This window comes from Candidatus Neomarinimicrobiota bacterium, assembly GCA_041154365.1.
Lineage (GTDB): Bacteria > Fidelibacterota > Fidelibacteria > Fidelibacterales > Fidelibacteraceae > Fidelibacter > Fidelibacter multiformis.
The window spans coordinates 2,019,588-2,036,130 of the sequence record AP035449.1 but is presented as its reverse complement, the minus strand read 5'-3'; the positions used below and the strand labels follow the sequence as shown (position 1 = coordinate 2,036,130).

Here is a 16,543-nt window from a genome sequence, read left to right as displayed (position 1 = left end):
ATGGAATCCATAAAATATATCTCAAATTTGTTAAATTTAGCTTGACATTACCCCCCCCCCTTATATATATTACAGACAAACAGTATACAACAGGGGTAATTCATGAATAATAAGCAAACATATAATAGTCCCATTATAAAGATTATATTGTTTATGCTGTTGATTTCAGCTTATTCTTATGCAGACCCGGATTTTCATTTACTCATGACCATCCGGGGAGAATCCCCCGGTGATGCTTTCAGTACGGTTGTCGGATTGGGAGATTTCAATCAGGATGGATACGACGATTTTGCAGTGGGTGGTTACAAAGGAAATTATGTTAATATCTATTACGGTAGCAGCAGCCCCGATACCATTGCGATTCTGAAACTAACCGGAGAGGAGTATTTCGGTTGGGCTCTTGCATCCGGTGATTTTAACGGGGACGGCGTTCCGGATCTGATCGTGGGCGCATGCAATGCGAATGTTGCATTTGGACAGGTATCAATCTTTTTTGGTGGTGAGGGTTTTACAGGTACCCCGGATATAGTAATTGACGGAACTCGTTATTGGGGTTTTTTCGGTTGGGATGTCGCCAATGCGGGAGATATAAACGGAGATGGGTATGAAGATTTTATTATTAGTTCACATGCGACATGGGAAACAACCGGTTATGTCTATATATACTTTGGCGGTCCGGAAATAAACGGTGAATGGGATTATTGTTTTCAAGGATTGGTTGAAGAAGGCCTTGGATTTACAATCGATGGATTAGGAGATATCAATCATGATGGTTATGACGATATTATTATAGGCACAAGTCCGGTATTTTCACCGGAAATAGCCTATATTATTTATGGAGGTAAAACATTAAGCGACGAGAATCTGGTTGAAATAACAGGAGATACAACAGTTTTTGAGTTTGGCAGACATGTCTCGGGAATCGGAGATATCAATCATGATTCAATTCCCGATTTTGTGATTACATCATCAACAAAATACAGACCTCATAATAGTTTGATCAACATCTATTCGGGTGATTCCCTGACGCTGATGTACACCTTCAGAGGGTTTGATTATAACGGAGGAATAAATGCCATATCAAGTAAAATGGATGTGGATAATGACGGGATAAATGATCTTTTGGTTGGATTTGGAGATAGAAACTCTTTATATGCCGGAAAGGTATTATGTTATATGGGGGGCAGCGATTACGATACTATCCCGGATTATATACTGGATGGCAGCACTCATCATCATTTTTTTGGATCTTCAATTGTGGAAATCGGCGATTTTACTGGAAACGGGAACAAGGAAATTGCCATTGGTCAGCGGGGAATTAATGAATATGTGGATGATCCATCCGTGCTGACCTATGGAAAAGTATTCATTTATACATTTGGGGAATACTCAGATGTGAAAGAAAAGACTGTACCGACAGGATATCATTTAAAGCAGAATTATCCCAATCCCTTTAATGCTGTTACAACCATTACATTTACCATACAGGATCCCGGTTTTGTTGAACTCTCGGTGTATGATATTAAGGGAAGCCTGATATCGGTTCTGGAGAAGGGTCATCTTTCATCAGGCAGCCATGCCTATACCTTTGATGCTGGCGGTCTGTCATCGGGTATATATTTGTATAAACTGAGTTGTAATAATCAGTCTGTGATAAGGAAAATGGTTTACGTGAAATAGGTAAACTGAAAGGAGGTGAGAGTTATACATATCTTTCACGTAAAGAAAATCCCCGGCGAAAAATGAGTCAGATTTTCCACCGGGGAATCAACAAGTAACATCTAAATGTAAGGAAATTCGTCATGAAAAAACAGGAGTTTAAAGCACAGCGTTTGCAGGTATGCTTTGTATGTCTCATTTTTCTGTTTTGTGTCAGTCCTTTAAAAGCGGATATGGTAAGGAATGTCCAATTCTCTGAATCCGATTTACAGTTGGCTACCATAAAGGCTGAGGACGGGAATGAGTATACAAAACCGGAGATGAAAGAATACCTGCCTTACGGACGGGAAGGTCAACCCGCATTACCGGTCAGATTTGAAAGGTTGCTGATACCTTCTGATCAGGATGTGGGCTCCATAGAGATTCTTGAAACGCGGGAATCGGTTATTACCGGTACCTATAAAATCATGCCCCTTCAGCCGGATAAGCCCATAACTCCCCTACCCGGCAGAGAAGAGGGTTTTATCGGACCGGATCCATCAATATATGCTGAAGACCATTATTATCCGGAGAATCAGGTGGTAAAAATCCGTGATGAATATTTCGACAGATCAAATCATATCGTGACTATTGCCATTTATCCCTTACAGTATAATCCGAAAACCGGAGAACTAAGGTTTAATCATCAGATTTCCTACCGTATTCATTATTCTCCATCCCAAAGAAACACCTTATCCCCGGTACAATACCGGTCGGAACGGAATCAGAAGCATTATGACAGGAATCTTGAACGGTTAATTGATAATCCTGAGGATATTTCCCGGTATCAGATCAGACCGGTAACCAAGAAATCGATGGGGAAGGTAAATGCGATACAAACCGTTCCCGCGTACGAATACGTGATTGTAACAACAGATTCACTGGTCCCTTATTTTGAAACATTTATGAACTGGAAAAGTCGCAAAGGGCTTGATATCGGTATTGTCACCAAAGAAGAGATATATAATTATTATTCTTCCGGTGATTTGGTCTCTGGTATTGATGATAATCCGGGAAGCATACGCCAATATTTATCCGATGCCCAACGAAATGGAACTGTCTGGGTTTTAATCGGGGGAAATGATGCGGTTGTGCCGGCAAGAAGGGGGCACACATATAACAACTATTGTCCAAATGATTACTATAAACCACCAACAGACCTCTATTATGCGGAATTTAATGGTGACTGGGAAGTAGATAACGATGGAAAGTATGGTGAGCCAACAGATGATGATGTTCACTATGACTATGAACTATTCATCGGACGGATTCCGGTTTCATCGGGAATAGAGGTTATAAACTGGACGGAAAAAGTTATGTTATATGAGATGGATCCGGGAAAAGGAGATCAGGATTATCTGTTGGAATCCTTTTCCATTCAGGGGGCAGATTTGGGAAGTGAGACTGATCCAACGAATGTCGTTTATCATTATCCCTCTTCAATAAACCATGAGATTTGGTTAAATTCACCCACACCCCATACTGCAACCAGTGTTATAAACGAAATCTCTAATACTCAATATGGTTTATGGAATTTTTATGCTCATGGAGCTCCTAACTCTATTCGAACCGGTTACGCAGGTGAACCGGATAACAGGATCTATGCTCATGATACGGAAGATGCTACCAGTTGGGGAGAAGACAGTCAGGTAGCTGGTGATGGAATAAATAATATCAGCAATAAAGACTATTATCCTATCGCTTACTCTATCTGTTGTAATGTGGGCTGTTTTGATGTTTTTGATAACAGTTGTCCGGGCCGAACGATGGGTGAAGCATTGACGGTTTCCTATCGTCATACCGGGGTTGCGGCTTTGCTGGGAAACACAAGGGGTGGATATACGACTTCATCACCTTTGTTGCACCTCTACTTCTGTGATGAAATTGATGATAATAACATTTTTCATCTTGGTGAAGCTGAAGCAATGTCAAAACAAAATCCATTGGTGACAAGCCACCATCTAAAACTCACCCATAATCTGTTTGGCTGCCCTGAAACGGAAATCTGGACGGACATACCTTCAGAATTTGCAAATGTAACGGTCACGGATTACGGTAATTACATAACAGTAAACTCAGGTGTTTCCGGAAGCACCATTTGTGTAAGCAGTGGAGATAAGGGAAGCAGTTATTATCTGTCATGTGATAATGTCCAAAGCTATTCTTTCACAACTCAGGTCCGCCCGCTTTATATTACCGTGACAAAACACAATTACATTCCGTATACTGCCGTCACCGGCGGCAATTTCACCAGTGATGAAACCTGGTTTGGAAATCTGCATCTGTTGGGGACAGTTACTGTATCGGGGAATGGTTCCTTAACCCTTCTCCCCAATACTCATGTCCTGATGGACGGATATTATACCATTGCAACCTATGACAATGCCTGCCTGATTGCGGAAGGAACAGAGGAAGATCCTATTCTCTTTACCTCCACAAGCGGAACAACACCTCAATCCTGGAACCGGCTCTACTTACGAACAGACAATAACAGCCTGAAATGGTGTGAGATAGAATACAGTGATTGGGGAATTCATGCAATAGGATATCCATCATCAGGTAATGTCTTTGAAAACTGTACTCTCCATGATAATGATCAGGGTGTCCGAATTGAGCAGAATACATGTGATGTTGTTAACTGTGATATTTATAATAACAGGCATAATGTTGTAACGATCAATAATCCTCAAGTCAATATCAGCGGCACTCGTATAACAGATGGGGGAAGAGATGGCATCTATAGCGCATCCGGTAATCTCCTGAATCTTTACGGAAATGTGATCGAGAATAACGGGACAGGAGGTACCAGTACCCGGAACGGCCTGCGCACAGGATATGGGGATGTCGTGTATGTCGGTAAGATAAGCTACCCAAACTGGCAGGGGTATAACACCATCCGTAGTAATTATCAAAATGAAATATATGCATCCAGTAGTCTTGGAGGTCTACAGGTGTACTTCAGCTCAGTTCACGATAATAGTGGATATGAGATATATAATGCTTCAGTCAATAATCCATCTATCCAATCGATGTTTTCATGGTGGGGCGAATTTCCACCGAATAGCAACCAATTTTATGGAAATGTCTCCATCGCAGACGAGCTGGAATTTCAGCCTGCCTGGGAAGGACAGACATTTTCTGGTCAGCAATTCAGTAAATCCGGTGTTTTACCCGTTGAAGTCATGAGTCCACAAGAACAGATCGCTCTCCTGAAACATATAATCCTTGATGAAACAGACGCCGGTCAGGCAGATTCCGCCCTTACAGCTCTTTTCAACATCATTCGTACAGATTTTGTGACGAATAAATATCATGAGAGAGATGGCTTTTTTCAGTACTTAGCTTCAATTTATAATTCAGAAGAAATGATTTCAATTAGAGGACGGGCATTGAAGTACATGATTCTCTGGAAGACACTGGAAGGTGATATCTCTGAAGCTGTTCGATTGTCAGAAATTGCATTGGAAGGTTTTGATCCTGAAAACCGGCAGGAAATCATGGCGAATCTTTCAATGCTCTATGCATATTCCGCTCAATTTGATAAAGCGGAAGAGATGGTGGCACGTTATGAGAAACAGTACGGTCATGATACATCCGGCATTGAATTTCTTGTGACTGCGATTGCTGATTACAAAACAATGTATCTTGAAGAACAGAAACTGTATAAAGATGGAATGGCACCTGATTCACATCCGAAAGATTCTCAATTACCGGAAGAATTTGCCCTTTGGCCAAACTATCCCAACCCCTTTAATCCGGCAACAACCATCCGATATTCACTTCCGGAAGCAAGCCATGTTAGCCTTTATATTTATAACATTACCGGAAGAATGGTTGAGCAGATTATCAACCAGCACACACCTGCAGGCTATCACACCGTCACCTGGGATGCATCTTCATACAGCTCCGGGGTGTATATTGCACGATTAAAAGCCGGGAGTTTTGTGAAAACGCAAAAGATGGTGTTGATGAAATAGGCGAAAGTCGAAAGTCAAAAGTCGACAGTGGGCAGTGGGCAGTTTCCGAATGTTATTCTGGCTTATCGGGGCAGGTTTCAATCAAAAGCCTGCAATAAATATGACACAATCCAGGGGCGGCATCAACACCGCCCTTTTTAATATCCTCTCATTTAAAATAACCCCATAATCCGCTGGGGAACCCCACTCTTCACCCATATATAGGAATATTTAGTCCAAACCCTTAGCCCCTGAGCTCCATTTCAGGGGCTTTTTTATATCCCCCCAGTTTTTTATCCCCTTCCCTCAATACTGCCAAATCCCGCTGACATAACTAGGGTGAGCATGGGTGAATACCGCAACTGCTCCCGGCAAACCCCATAACCCCAAAGAGAAGGGAAGAGGATGAAAAAGAAAACAGGCGATCCAGACAATCGGATCCCAACAACCCAAAAACCCAAACCGGAAAGGAGATAAAGATGGCCTATTTAAAAAAGTCCAGAAACCTTTACTATGGTATTTATAAGGGTCAAGACAGGAAGACAAAATGTATTCCTTTGAATACTAAATCCCTGACAATTGCCAAACAACGATTGGTCGAAATAAAGAAACTCGAATATGAAATTAGGATAGGTATTGCGGAAGATCCAAAGGCTGATACGACGACGCCTACTAAAAACACCCTGTCTGCCATGGTATCCCTCTTCCTGAAATCCCAGGAGAACCTGATCCAGAGATCCACACTCCAGCGGTATAAAGACGCCCTCAATGAGTTGATCCGCATCTTCGGAAAAGATAAACCCCTGGATTCCTTTGTCAAATCGGATAACGCTATTCTGATGAAGGGTTTGCTTCATGCGGAGCGGGTGAATCCCAAATCCGGAAAGATCGAGACCCGGTTTACACCCACAACGGTGAACATTCTACTCCGGGGAATCCGCCGCTTTTTCAACTGGGCGGTGGAAGAAGAGTATATTGATAAACGGCCCTTCAGGATTAAGCTTCTGAAGATTGATAAGTCTCATCCTAAGTTCATGACGGATGAAGATGTAAAGCGATTCATGGCCGTTGCAGATAAACGTCCTAACGCCAGAGATGCCTTCATCATTTATCTGAATACCGGTATGCGACTCTCTGAACTGCAAAACAGTGAACTGCTGCCGGATGGAGAACATCTCCGCATTACCAACACCAAAGGCCGGCAGGACCGGATCATTCCCATCGACCCGGGGCTGGTAGATTTGTATAAAAGAGTCCGGGACACCCACCTCTCCACAGACTACCTCTCTCACAAATTCAAGCACTTTGCCCGGGAAGCCGGACTCTCTGATGACTATACCTTTCACAGCCTGAGACACACCTTTGCCGTGCGCCACTGGATAGAACACCGGGACATCAATCTGACAAAACAGGTTCTGGGACATTCTTCGGTTGTTGTGACTGAAATCTACACGAAGATCCCCATCGACTACCTGAAGAATGTGATCAGCATTCGAAATAATCATCACTGAATGATATGAAACCGGGGTTTTGCATGGGATGTTCTCCTGTGCTAAAAGCCCCGGTTTTTCAATAAAACAATACCCTCTCAGGGAATCATTTCGGCACATGTTTCCGCTATGTTTCCGGTTTTGTTCATGCATGTAATATTTGTTGTACTTGTAACAATCTGGTAATCAATTTGTTATAGTGATGTTTGCTTCAAAATGTGTTTCCGTTATTACAAATGGTAAGTTACTGTAGTAGTTGAAATTAATAGAGAATACTTATCTACTGCTGATCTGTATAATTCCCCTAATCCCTTGTCAAATCAATGAAATACATCATCTGATCTGCCCTGAAAATGTTTCCGCTATGTTTCCGTTAAACACGATTAAACCCTGCTAAAATTGAGCAAATTCGGCACTTTTCATGGGGTAAAAAACAAGCCCCCGATAACTGTCGAGGGCTTGTAATGTGTTGATATTCAGCGACTTATCTTCGTACGCCACCAGGGAATCGAACCCCGAACCAACGGATTAAGAGTCCGCTGCTCTACCAATTGAGCTAGTGACGCCCCTTGTACGCACGGAAGGATTTGAACCCTCGGCCTACGGAACCGGAATCCGTCGCTCTATCCAGCTGAGCTACGTGCGCAGATTTCACAAAAAGCCTGTTAATATAACAGAGATTCCTGTAAAAATAAATGCTTTTTCTACATTCCCCGAGACCTTATATTCTACAATACCATATCTTTTTTCCTGTGATTATCATCACGCATCTTTTGATATACTCACGAGACTTGATTATATTCCCACGTTTTGAAAGTTTGTTTAGAAACCTAACCAATTAGCTATAAAGATCTTGAAAATATGATGAATGCCCTCTTTTCCCTGTACCAGTTTGCCTTTATCGTCTTTCTCTATATGGGATTTCGCGTGCTTTTCCGGCAACACCATTCAACCCTGAACAGAGTGTTCTTTTCCCTGAGTGTGAGCCTTGCGATCTGGTCCTTTACTACCGGCTATATGCTGGTGGCCACTTCACAAGCCTCTGCCAATGCCTGGCGCCAATTCTCGACACTGGGCTTCTGCCTGATGCCGGCCCTTTTCCTCCATTTTTTCATGCTCAAAACCCGTTTTAAACCCCTCCGTACATGTGCAATCTGTCCAGGACTCCTCTATTTACCAGGCTTGACCTATATCCTTATTGCTTTTTTTAATCCCCAGGCTTTTGCAGAGGGTCAATATGTCCTGATGGCCTATGGCTGGACCTTCCTTTCCTCAGGGTCCTGGCTGGACTGGTCTTACAATCTATATTATTCATCCTATTTTGTGATCGGATTCTCCCTGTTAATCCACTGGTTGAAAAAGGCGAATAAAAAACGGGAGAAAAGTCAGGCACGATTAATTATTCTATCCCTGGTCCTCGCTTTTATTTTTGGATCCCTGACAGATACAGTTCTTCCGGTACTTCAGATTCCTGCACCGCCTCTAGCCGTCCTCTTTGCCCTTATTCCAGCGTTCACTCTTTGGTATACAATCGAGAAATACCGGGCGATGGGACTCAGTTCTCAGAATATTGTGTCGGATATTCTGAAAAATATGGGAGAAGGACTCCTCCTGCTGGATATGGGAGGTCGTATCCGGGAAATCAGCGACGAAACCCTAAACCTCTTGGCGTGTACGCGGGATGACCTGATGTTGAAATCGGTGTCTATGATCGTTGCCGAATCAGATGTCCACCGCATTTCCCATCTGTTGGATAAGGAAAATAGAAAACCTGTCCGGAATCTGGATATCAATCTACGACGGTGTGACGGAAAAACCTTTCCTGCCATTTTTTCCATGGCGCCGGTCTTTGATGACTGGAATGATGTGCTGGGACACATTTGCACTTTTAGGGACCATACGGAAGAACAGAAGAACGAAGAGCAAATTCGCGCATCCCTCCGGGAAAAAGAGATCCTACTGGCGGAAATTCACCACCGGGTGAAAAATAATCTCCAGTTGATTAACAGTCTGGTGAATATGCAGCAAAATCTCTCCAATGAGGAAAATACTGTCCTAAAGAGTGTAAAAAGCAGGATTCGGGCCATATCCCTTGTCCACGAAAAACTTTTTCGGACCCAGAATGTAGAGGCGATAGATTTTTCCGATTTCCTGAAAGATCTAATTTCCCATTTGTCTATGTCCTACAAAAAACCGGGGCTCCAGATCCAAACACATATTCATGTTGATCATGTGGTGCTTCCCCTGGAACAGGCAACACCCTGCTCTCTGATCCTGAATGAAATCATCAGCAATGCCTTTAAATATGGGTTTACCGGACAGGAATCAGGTGATTTGCGGGTGTCGTTTGTACAGGAAAAAGAGCAGTATGTACTCACGGTTAAAAACGATGGAAAAACCATGCCGAAACATGCTGTGGAAAGCGAAACCTTCGGCCTGGGGATGAAAATTACACAAGCTCTGGTGCAGCAATTGAAAGGGTCTCTGGACATCCAGCACTCCGGCGGGACAACCTTCAGGATTCAATTTCCCAAAATGAATACATCCGTCCCCCCGCGGTTTTAATACAATCTATCCTACAGAATTTTTCTTAAAACAGGTGCGATAATCAAAGATCCGAAAATCAATCCCCCCAGGGAAAAAACATACCAGGGGGTGGAAACAAAAAAGTGAGTCAGGTAGCCTGTGCCGGTAATGATGCCATGCAGGATGAGCTCCAGGTTGAAACCGAAAATGATAGCGAGTCCCAACAGGGCAACAAGATTCAGGATCAAATCGGGAGAATAAAAAGGACTCCCGATTTTCTTCAGGATGTTTGATTTCACAGTGTTTGGTATGGGAGTGGGGGAGAAGCTGTCCAAACGATTTGCCAGGACTTCCGTTTCACGGATCAGGGCGCGACAGGATGCACAGCTTTCCAGATGTTTTCGAGCTTCCCGGGGTAAAGATTCTGTCCCGTATTCTATCCAAATTTTTTCAAATGTGTCACATTGCATGGTGATATCCTTTGGCTTTCAGTTGTTTGACCAGCATGAGCCTGCCCCGGCGGATCCGGGCTTTGACGGTGTTCAGTGGCAAATCCAGAATGTGGGCAATCTCTTCATATCGGCAGGACATAAAATGATATAGGACCAGGGGAGTCTTTGTATCTGCCGGCAGGGACTCCACACAGGTCCGGAGATCCGGGAATGTCTCATGCTGTTGTGATTCATTTGCACTTTGTCCGTAATCCCCATCCTCACGGCTGATCCGATAATGCCGGCTGGTCAGGTGCGAGAGACAGGCATTCCGGGTGATTTGCAAAATCCAGGATTTCAGGGAGGATTCCCCTTTAAAGGTGTGAAATTTTTTCCAGATTTTTAGAAAGACATCCTGGGTGATATCCGACGCATCCTCTTCATTTTTTGTGAAATGATACGCCAGTCCATATACATCATCACCCAGATAACGGAGTATCTCAGAAAATGCCTGATGTTTCTGTCCCATCCGGTACAGTCGGAGTATGTTCTTTTCGGTTGTCGGATCCATTGTTAAGAAGACTCTTGAATAGAAATTTTGTTGCTTGATTTAACATAAAGAATTTTTTCAATTTTTTATGCAACATTTTACCGGATAGCCGGTCTTCTCATAAAACAAAATGAAAAAGGAGAACCATGCAAGAAGAAATCCTTGTCCCCCTGGGTATCATGATCCCCTTCTTTGGGGTGATTGCGTATTTAATTTACATCTCGTTTAAAGAAAAAGAGCTCGTCCATTCGGAAGTGATGAAAGCACTGGAAATGGGAGTAGATGTCCCGGAGATTAGTATTCGCAAAAAGGTGGATAACCTGAAACGCGGACTCGTACTCGTAACGTTTGGTATTGCCCTTTTTATCGCCTTATGGATTACCACCGAATTGAAATATGCCAGCTGGGCACTGTTGCCTTTGGCGGTAGGGATTGCCTACCTGCTGTATCATAAGTATACGTTTAGACGTTCAGATGTTGATTAGTCGACAGTCAGCAGTGGACAGTCGGCAGTCTGTAGGAGATTGAATAGATTGAATAGATTGACACACCAGGAGCGAAGCGACGCTAAATTCCAACTTCCAACTTCCAACTTCTTAAAAATGATTGGAATCTTTTCCCCTAACTGAAACCCGGTTATAAGAGAGATGGAATATATGAATTCGTTTAAGTAGCACCCATCCACCCAAGGGGTAAGATACAGCGAAATGCGGCATGAAGCAAGATAATATTGTTAATTATATATATTATATGTCGAATAATTTAATGGATGGATTACATTCATAATCTACTAAAGAGGTCACAGAGCAGACTGCCATCAGGCAGTCGTATCGAAGTGCAGTCATCGCTCATTCATATAAGTGCATTTTATCGAGATGCCGGTCATCAAAAAATTTAGACTTCGAAGATCTGGTATGAAAGCGGTTACCGGGCAGTGTCAAAATATACCTGTGCTGGCAAGAAAATGCGTGCATTCTTGATCATCAACACTCATGATTCAATCGCTTTCAGTGTTCCACGATTCAAATATATCATTGCGTTCGAAATTCAAGGGAATTGAGAAAAAAAGTATCGCTGATTATAAAAAAAACGACTCATCTTTCACGACACCAAACTCATCATTCATCATTCATCATTCTTCATTCCATTCATCATTCATCATTCTTCATTCTTCATTCTTCATTCATTTCAAATGGCTTATTTTCTGTGCCGATCTGAATCCGGAACCCTGAACTGTAAGAATATAAATTCCTGAAGGATATGCCGATGCATTCCATTCACGGCTAAAGGTTCCGGCTTGCTGATGATCAATATATTCCTGAAACATCTCCCGGCCCCGGATGTCGTAAATGGCAATTTGAACACGGGCGGCATGGGGGATGGTGTACCGGATCTGTACCACCGGATTGAAGGGATTGGGATAAGCCGGGTGTAATTGCCAGGCAGATGCTGAAGGTTTAAAACTATCTATACCGGATGTGGCTGTCTGAATCAGATTACTCTCATTGCTCAGCCGATCCTGGGCAGAAATTCCATATTGATAGTTTTCATAATCCGTATCTGTAAAAGTCAACTCTTCTATCGCAGGAATAACTGCCAATAGATGAGCATTGTCATCCCGGTTCAAAGACTCACCCAATGGCCATTTATAGATCAGGTAGCGGTATGCGGTGTCGTCATGGGCTTCACTTATCTCGCCGGCCTCCCAGGTAAGGGTTGCACCGGCTTCATTGAACTCTATTTGCACATTTTGGGGTGCCGGTGCCGGCAGGGAGTCTTTCCAGGTCATGGCAGGGGGGACCGCCGGGTGTTTGTAATAGTTGTTCCGGAGTGAATCCCGGAATCCCAAAGGGTTGCCTCCTGGCGTGAAACCATACCTGAAAAAGACCGATCCCAGACAGGATTCCGTCTGCCGGTTCAGGCGGATTTGCCGCGGCATTTCACCGGCTGTCCAGTTGGTGATACGATAAACCGCTTGTCCCGGATACAAATGACGCTCATTATCTGCAGCGATCCCGGCCCACCAGGGCATCAGCTTGCCGTAATCCTGTCCGCCCCCAAATGGCCAGTATAATTGTGGGGTGATATAATCAATCCACTGTTCATTCAACCATGTGACGGCGTCACAATAGATGGTGCTGTAGGCATCCAGTCCCACGATGCCTGCAGGGACACCGTTTTTCCAGATTCCGAAGGGACTCATGCCGAATTTTATTCGGGGTTTGATGACGTCCAATGTATCATGAATGGCCTGGATCAACAGGTTAATATTATCCCGCCGCCAGTCATGTATATTTGTAAAACCCCTGCTTTCTTCGGCAAATGTGGCGGCATCTTCATTGCTGATACCTGAGTAGGGATAGAAATAATCATCCATGTGGATACCGTCGATATCATATCGGGATGCCACATCAACAATCACCGAAAGGACATATTCCCGGACGGCTTCTTTTCCCGGATCCAGGATATAATCCACTGCTTTGCTCTCTGGCAGGTTCCGTTCATCCAAAGAACGGTATTGTGAATCACTGTTTTTGCCGCCTACAGCCAGAATCCATTCCGGATGGCTATTGAAAACATGTTCCGCCGAAGAGCCGGCATCCCCTTTTCGGGCCCGGTAAGGATTGAACCATGCGTGGACTTCAATACCCCGTTTATGAGCTTCTTCCACAACAAATGCCAGAGGATCATAGTAAGGAGATGGTGCTTTACCTTCCGTACCGGTCAGCCAGTTGGACCAGGGCTCAATTTTTGAGTCATACAAAGCATCACAGGCAGGGCGGACCTGAAAAACAATGGCATTGAACCGGTAAGATTCCATTGTATTCAAGATATTGATCATTTGATTCTTCTGTGTAGAAACCGTTGAGGATGAAGGCCAGTCCAGCCGCAAAACGGTGGCCACCCATACAGCCCTAAACTCTTCTTTCGGGGCTGCCGTCAAACCCTGTAGACTGATTAGTAAAATGAATATAATTGCGAACAATTTTTTGGTCATGAGAATTCCTTTGTCTGTCATCTGTTTCCGAGGGATAAATTAAGGGATTCTGGTATGGAGAAGGAACTTTTTATTCACAAAAACAAAAGAGACCACACAGATCTCTTTTGTCCTTATAAGCTTTATTTGTGTTATCAAATTTTAAACATGTGACTCATTTTAACCATTACTACATTATCTCCGGGGGCCCCAAAAAGATCCTGAATATCCCGGTTGAATTCGAAATTACCCAGGCTTCGGTAATCTGTGAATCCCTGTGACCACACCAGATAAAATGTGGATCCTGAAGAGTATTCCCAGCGAAGGACCAGGTTTGAACGGAATTGTTTATAGTTAAAATCTGTTTGTCCTTGAAATGTATATTCCGCCGAGCCGTCATCATCCAGATCGAGACTGAATTCCTCATCTTCTTCATCATACGCTATCCGGTCATTTACATTTTCAAATCGTTCCTTAAATTCTTTTGCCATCGGATGATCCACCCGTTTGTAATTGGAATAGTCTCCGGCTGTGATGAAAGGTTGTGCATAATACTGCAGACTCAGTTTCGGAGTCAGTGTCCAGTCAGCCCGGAATGTAAGATTCAGGGTTTCCTGATACATATCCGCCCAGATATACTGGGTTTCCAGCCCATCAGCTTCTGCTTTTCCAATCCAGGACCAGGTATCATCCAACACATTAAAACTCATCTCGGCACTCAGGTGAAAATTATTCAACGGACGGTAAGTCAGCTCCTGTCCAATTTCAAAACCCGTTACATTGTCTTTATTTTTAAAATAGTAACCAAACATTCCCCATATGACTTTTTTTCGTTCGTCTGATTCTACTGAAGTCCACACATTCCAGTTGGAGGGTGTTCTCAATGCCGGTCCGCCCCGGTTAAAATAGGGGGAAACACCGTAAGCACTCAAATTGATGCCTAATCCATGAGACCAGTTGTTCAGGAATACTCCGCTGTAATTCACATTTCCGCCAAAGACCTTCCGTGTTCCTGAATAATCATAATTTATCCACATATTATGGTTTATGTAAATTTGCTTATATACAGAGCCCGGTTCCCAATCCTGATACTGAAGCCAGAGAAAGCTCATGATATCATCTACGGATCTGTAATATCCCAGATCGTTGACTTCAAAACCGGGACTTGTGACGACCAGTCCCGATCCACCCCGAAAATGTCCCCGGTTTTTCAGGAAAATGGCTTTGGCCGAATAGCCACTCAGGGATTCCCGTGTAGGATCATAACTCAGATGATCAGCATCCGTCCGTTGAAAATATCGGGAGGGATGTTTTTGTGTCCTTTGGATTGCGGTAGTATCCCCCATTACATGACTGAAGGCCAGATGACCGATAAAGGAATATTCATTTTCAGCAAAGCGGTGATTGATATCCAGTCCCCCGGTGTAAGCCGATGAATGAAGAGAGGTAATACCTGTACCGTCCAGTTTCCGGTTAACAGACGTTAAAATGCCTCCTACGGTTGTTTCTCCGTCATGATAGTCTTTTTGCAGTCGTACCAGTCCATAATTCGTCAGGGGTTCTACGACAGGGTGGTCTTTTGTCCCGTCATCATAGTAAACCGTTGCCGTTTCTTCAGCGGTTAATGCATCCATAACCCCGATAGAGATGCCGGAAGCCGTTTTCCCTGTCACTTTGGCAGCTCCCAATATATTTGTTTCATCGGGAGACTGGATTTCATCCACTGTTTTATTATCATCTGTTTGGGCTGAGGCTGTAGGTGTCCGGCCGATACGGCGGGTGTAAAAGAGGGTGTTATAAGCCATGTCGCCATCTCCAAATCCAAGAGGAAACTGAAGAATATTGGCTCCTTCCATAAAAAAGGTCCGTTTTTCGCTGAAATAGGTTTCGAAGTTTGTCAGATTGTAATCTGCCGGATCGGCTTCCACCTGGCCGAAATCCGGGTTGATGGTGGCGTTCAGAGTCAGGCCGATAGGACTCGAGTAGCGGATATCACCACCGATTCGGGCCAGAAGATCATATTTTTCCGGGTGATGATCTGTTTTCAGATTCTCAGAAATATCTGCCCGTCCCACTCCGTAGGGAATCACATATACAGGATTGGCAGTTTGCACATTTTTTAAGCCTTTCAGGGTTCCGAAATTGGAAACCATTCCATTATTCGATTTGGGCCAGTGATTCCATAGAGAGACTTCATTGTCGCAATTGGGGGCTTCCCGGTAGACATGAAATCCCCATTCCATTTCCGGGGAGGAGGTGAAGCGGAGCTCACTGAATGGAATGCGCCACTCGGCTGTCCATCCTTCATGATCAATATGGGCCGAACCATCCCATACAGCGTCCCAGTCCCAATCCACATTCCCATCGTCATAGCGACGGATGTCATGCAATACACCGGCTGCATTAATACCGAATTCAAAGGCTGTCCGGTTATCATTGTAGGAATCGATGGACACATACATCCAGTCTGAATGGGTATATTCATCACGCCGGCTTAGAAATGCCTTGATTTCAGAAGGATTGGGATCATAAGCCCGGGCGCCGATGTACAGATATTCATCGTCATACAAGACCTTGAATTGTGTTTTACATGAAGCCGGTTCTCCGTCGTGGGGCGCATGCTGGGTAAAATCTGATTGCCATACTCCCTTTTTCCATACCTGTTCATCCAGCTTTCCATCCAGATGTACTCCGGGATTCTGATGGATGTATATGGCTTCAACCACCCTGTTTTGCCGGGCATTGTTGTTTTCCTGTGCCTGTAAAGCATGTATCCCTATGATGACCAGACAGATAGACAGAACAATTTTTCTCATTCCCTTCATCCTCTTTTATGTACACATTGACTCTCCTCTGAGGGAATCTGTTGTTAAAAAGTTGTCAGTTCTTACATAAAAATATTCCCGATATATCTT

At 43.8% G+C, this 16,543-nt stretch carries 9 protein-coding genes and 2 tRNA genes; 5 read left to right on the top strand and 6 right to left on the bottom strand.

All coding sequences use genetic code 11. The features are described from left to right. The first annotated feature begins 153 nt into the window (after positions 1 to 153). From strainIA91_RS08735 to strainIA91_RS08725, 3 genes are all read left to right on the top strand, one after another. Complete coding sequence (locus strainIA91_RS08735) at positions 154 to 1,680, top strand: FG-GAP-like repeat-containing protein (RefSeq protein ID WP_400166397.1); 1,527 nt, start codon at positions 154 to 156, stop codon at positions 1,678 to 1,680. A gap of 122 nt (positions 1,681 to 1,802) precedes the next feature. Next, positions 1,803 to 5,675, top strand: coding sequence for a C25 family cysteine peptidase (locus strainIA91_RS08730; RefSeq protein WP_400166396.1), 3,873 nt, complete (start codon positions 1,803 to 1,805; stop codon positions 5,673 to 5,675). A gap of 458 nt (positions 5,676 to 6,133) precedes the next feature. Further along, positions 6,134 to 7,165, top strand: coding sequence for a tyrosine-type recombinase/integrase (locus strainIA91_RS08725; protein ID WP_400166395.1), 1,032 nt, complete (start codon positions 6,134 to 6,136; stop codon positions 7,163 to 7,165). A 472-nt stretch (positions 7,166 to 7,637) separates the two neighbouring features. Here strainIA91_RS08725 and strainIA91_RS08720 read toward each other — a convergent pair. Further along, positions 7,638 to 7,710 (bottom strand) — tRNA-Lys (locus tag strainIA91_RS08720). 6 nt (positions 7,711 to 7,716) lie between these two features. Continuing rightward, positions 7,717 to 7,790: transfer RNA gene (locus strainIA91_RS08715), tRNA-Arg, on the bottom strand. Positions 7,791 to 8,005: 215 nt separating this feature from the next. Between strainIA91_RS08715 and strainIA91_RS08710 the strand changes: the two genes are divergently transcribed. Beyond that, entirely contained in the window at positions 8,006 to 9,709 is a 1,704-nt protein-coding gene (locus strainIA91_RS08710) for a histidine kinase dimerization/phosphoacceptor domain -containing protein (protein WP_400166394.1), read from the top strand. Positions 9,710 to 9,720: 11 nt separating this feature from the next. Here strainIA91_RS08710 and strainIA91_RS08705 read toward each other — a convergent pair whose 3' ends face one another. Beyond that, entirely contained in the window at positions 9,721 to 10,140 is a 420-nt protein-coding gene (locus strainIA91_RS08705; protein ID WP_400166393.1) for a hypothetical protein, read from the bottom strand. After that, the gene (locus tag strainIA91_RS08700; RefSeq protein ID WP_400166392.1) at positions 10,130 to 10,672 is read right to left on the bottom strand and encodes an RNA polymerase sigma factor; all 543 of its coding nucleotides are present in this window, start codon (positions 10,670 to 10,672) and stop codon (positions 10,130 to 10,132) included. The genes strainIA91_RS08705 and strainIA91_RS08700 overlap by 11 nt, the downstream gene beginning before the upstream one ends. A 125-nt stretch (positions 10,673 to 10,797) precedes the next feature. Here strainIA91_RS08700 and strainIA91_RS08695 point away from each other — a divergent pair, with 125 nt between their 5' ends. Beyond that, the gene (locus strainIA91_RS08695) at positions 10,798 to 11,136 is read left to right on the top strand and encodes a DUF6249 domain-containing protein (RefSeq protein WP_400166391.1); all 339 of its coding nucleotides are present in this window, start codon (positions 10,798 to 10,800) and stop codon (positions 11,134 to 11,136) included. Positions 11,137 to 11,834: 698 nt separating this feature from the next. Here the strand turns inward: strainIA91_RS08695 and strainIA91_RS08690 are convergent. Together strainIA91_RS08690 and strainIA91_RS08685 are read right to left on the bottom strand one after the other, a co-directional pair. Beyond that, positions 11,835 to 13,649, bottom strand: a complete 1,815-nt coding sequence (locus strainIA91_RS08690; protein ID WP_400166390.1) for a family 10 glycosylhydrolase — start codon at positions 13,647 to 13,649, stop codon at positions 11,835 to 11,837. 134 nt (positions 13,650 to 13,783) lie between these two features. Continuing rightward, entirely contained in the window at positions 13,784 to 16,444 is a 2,661-nt protein-coding gene (locus tag strainIA91_RS08685; protein ID WP_400166389.1) for a DUF5916 domain-containing protein, read from the bottom strand. Positions 16,445 to 16,543 lie beyond the last annotated feature (99 nt).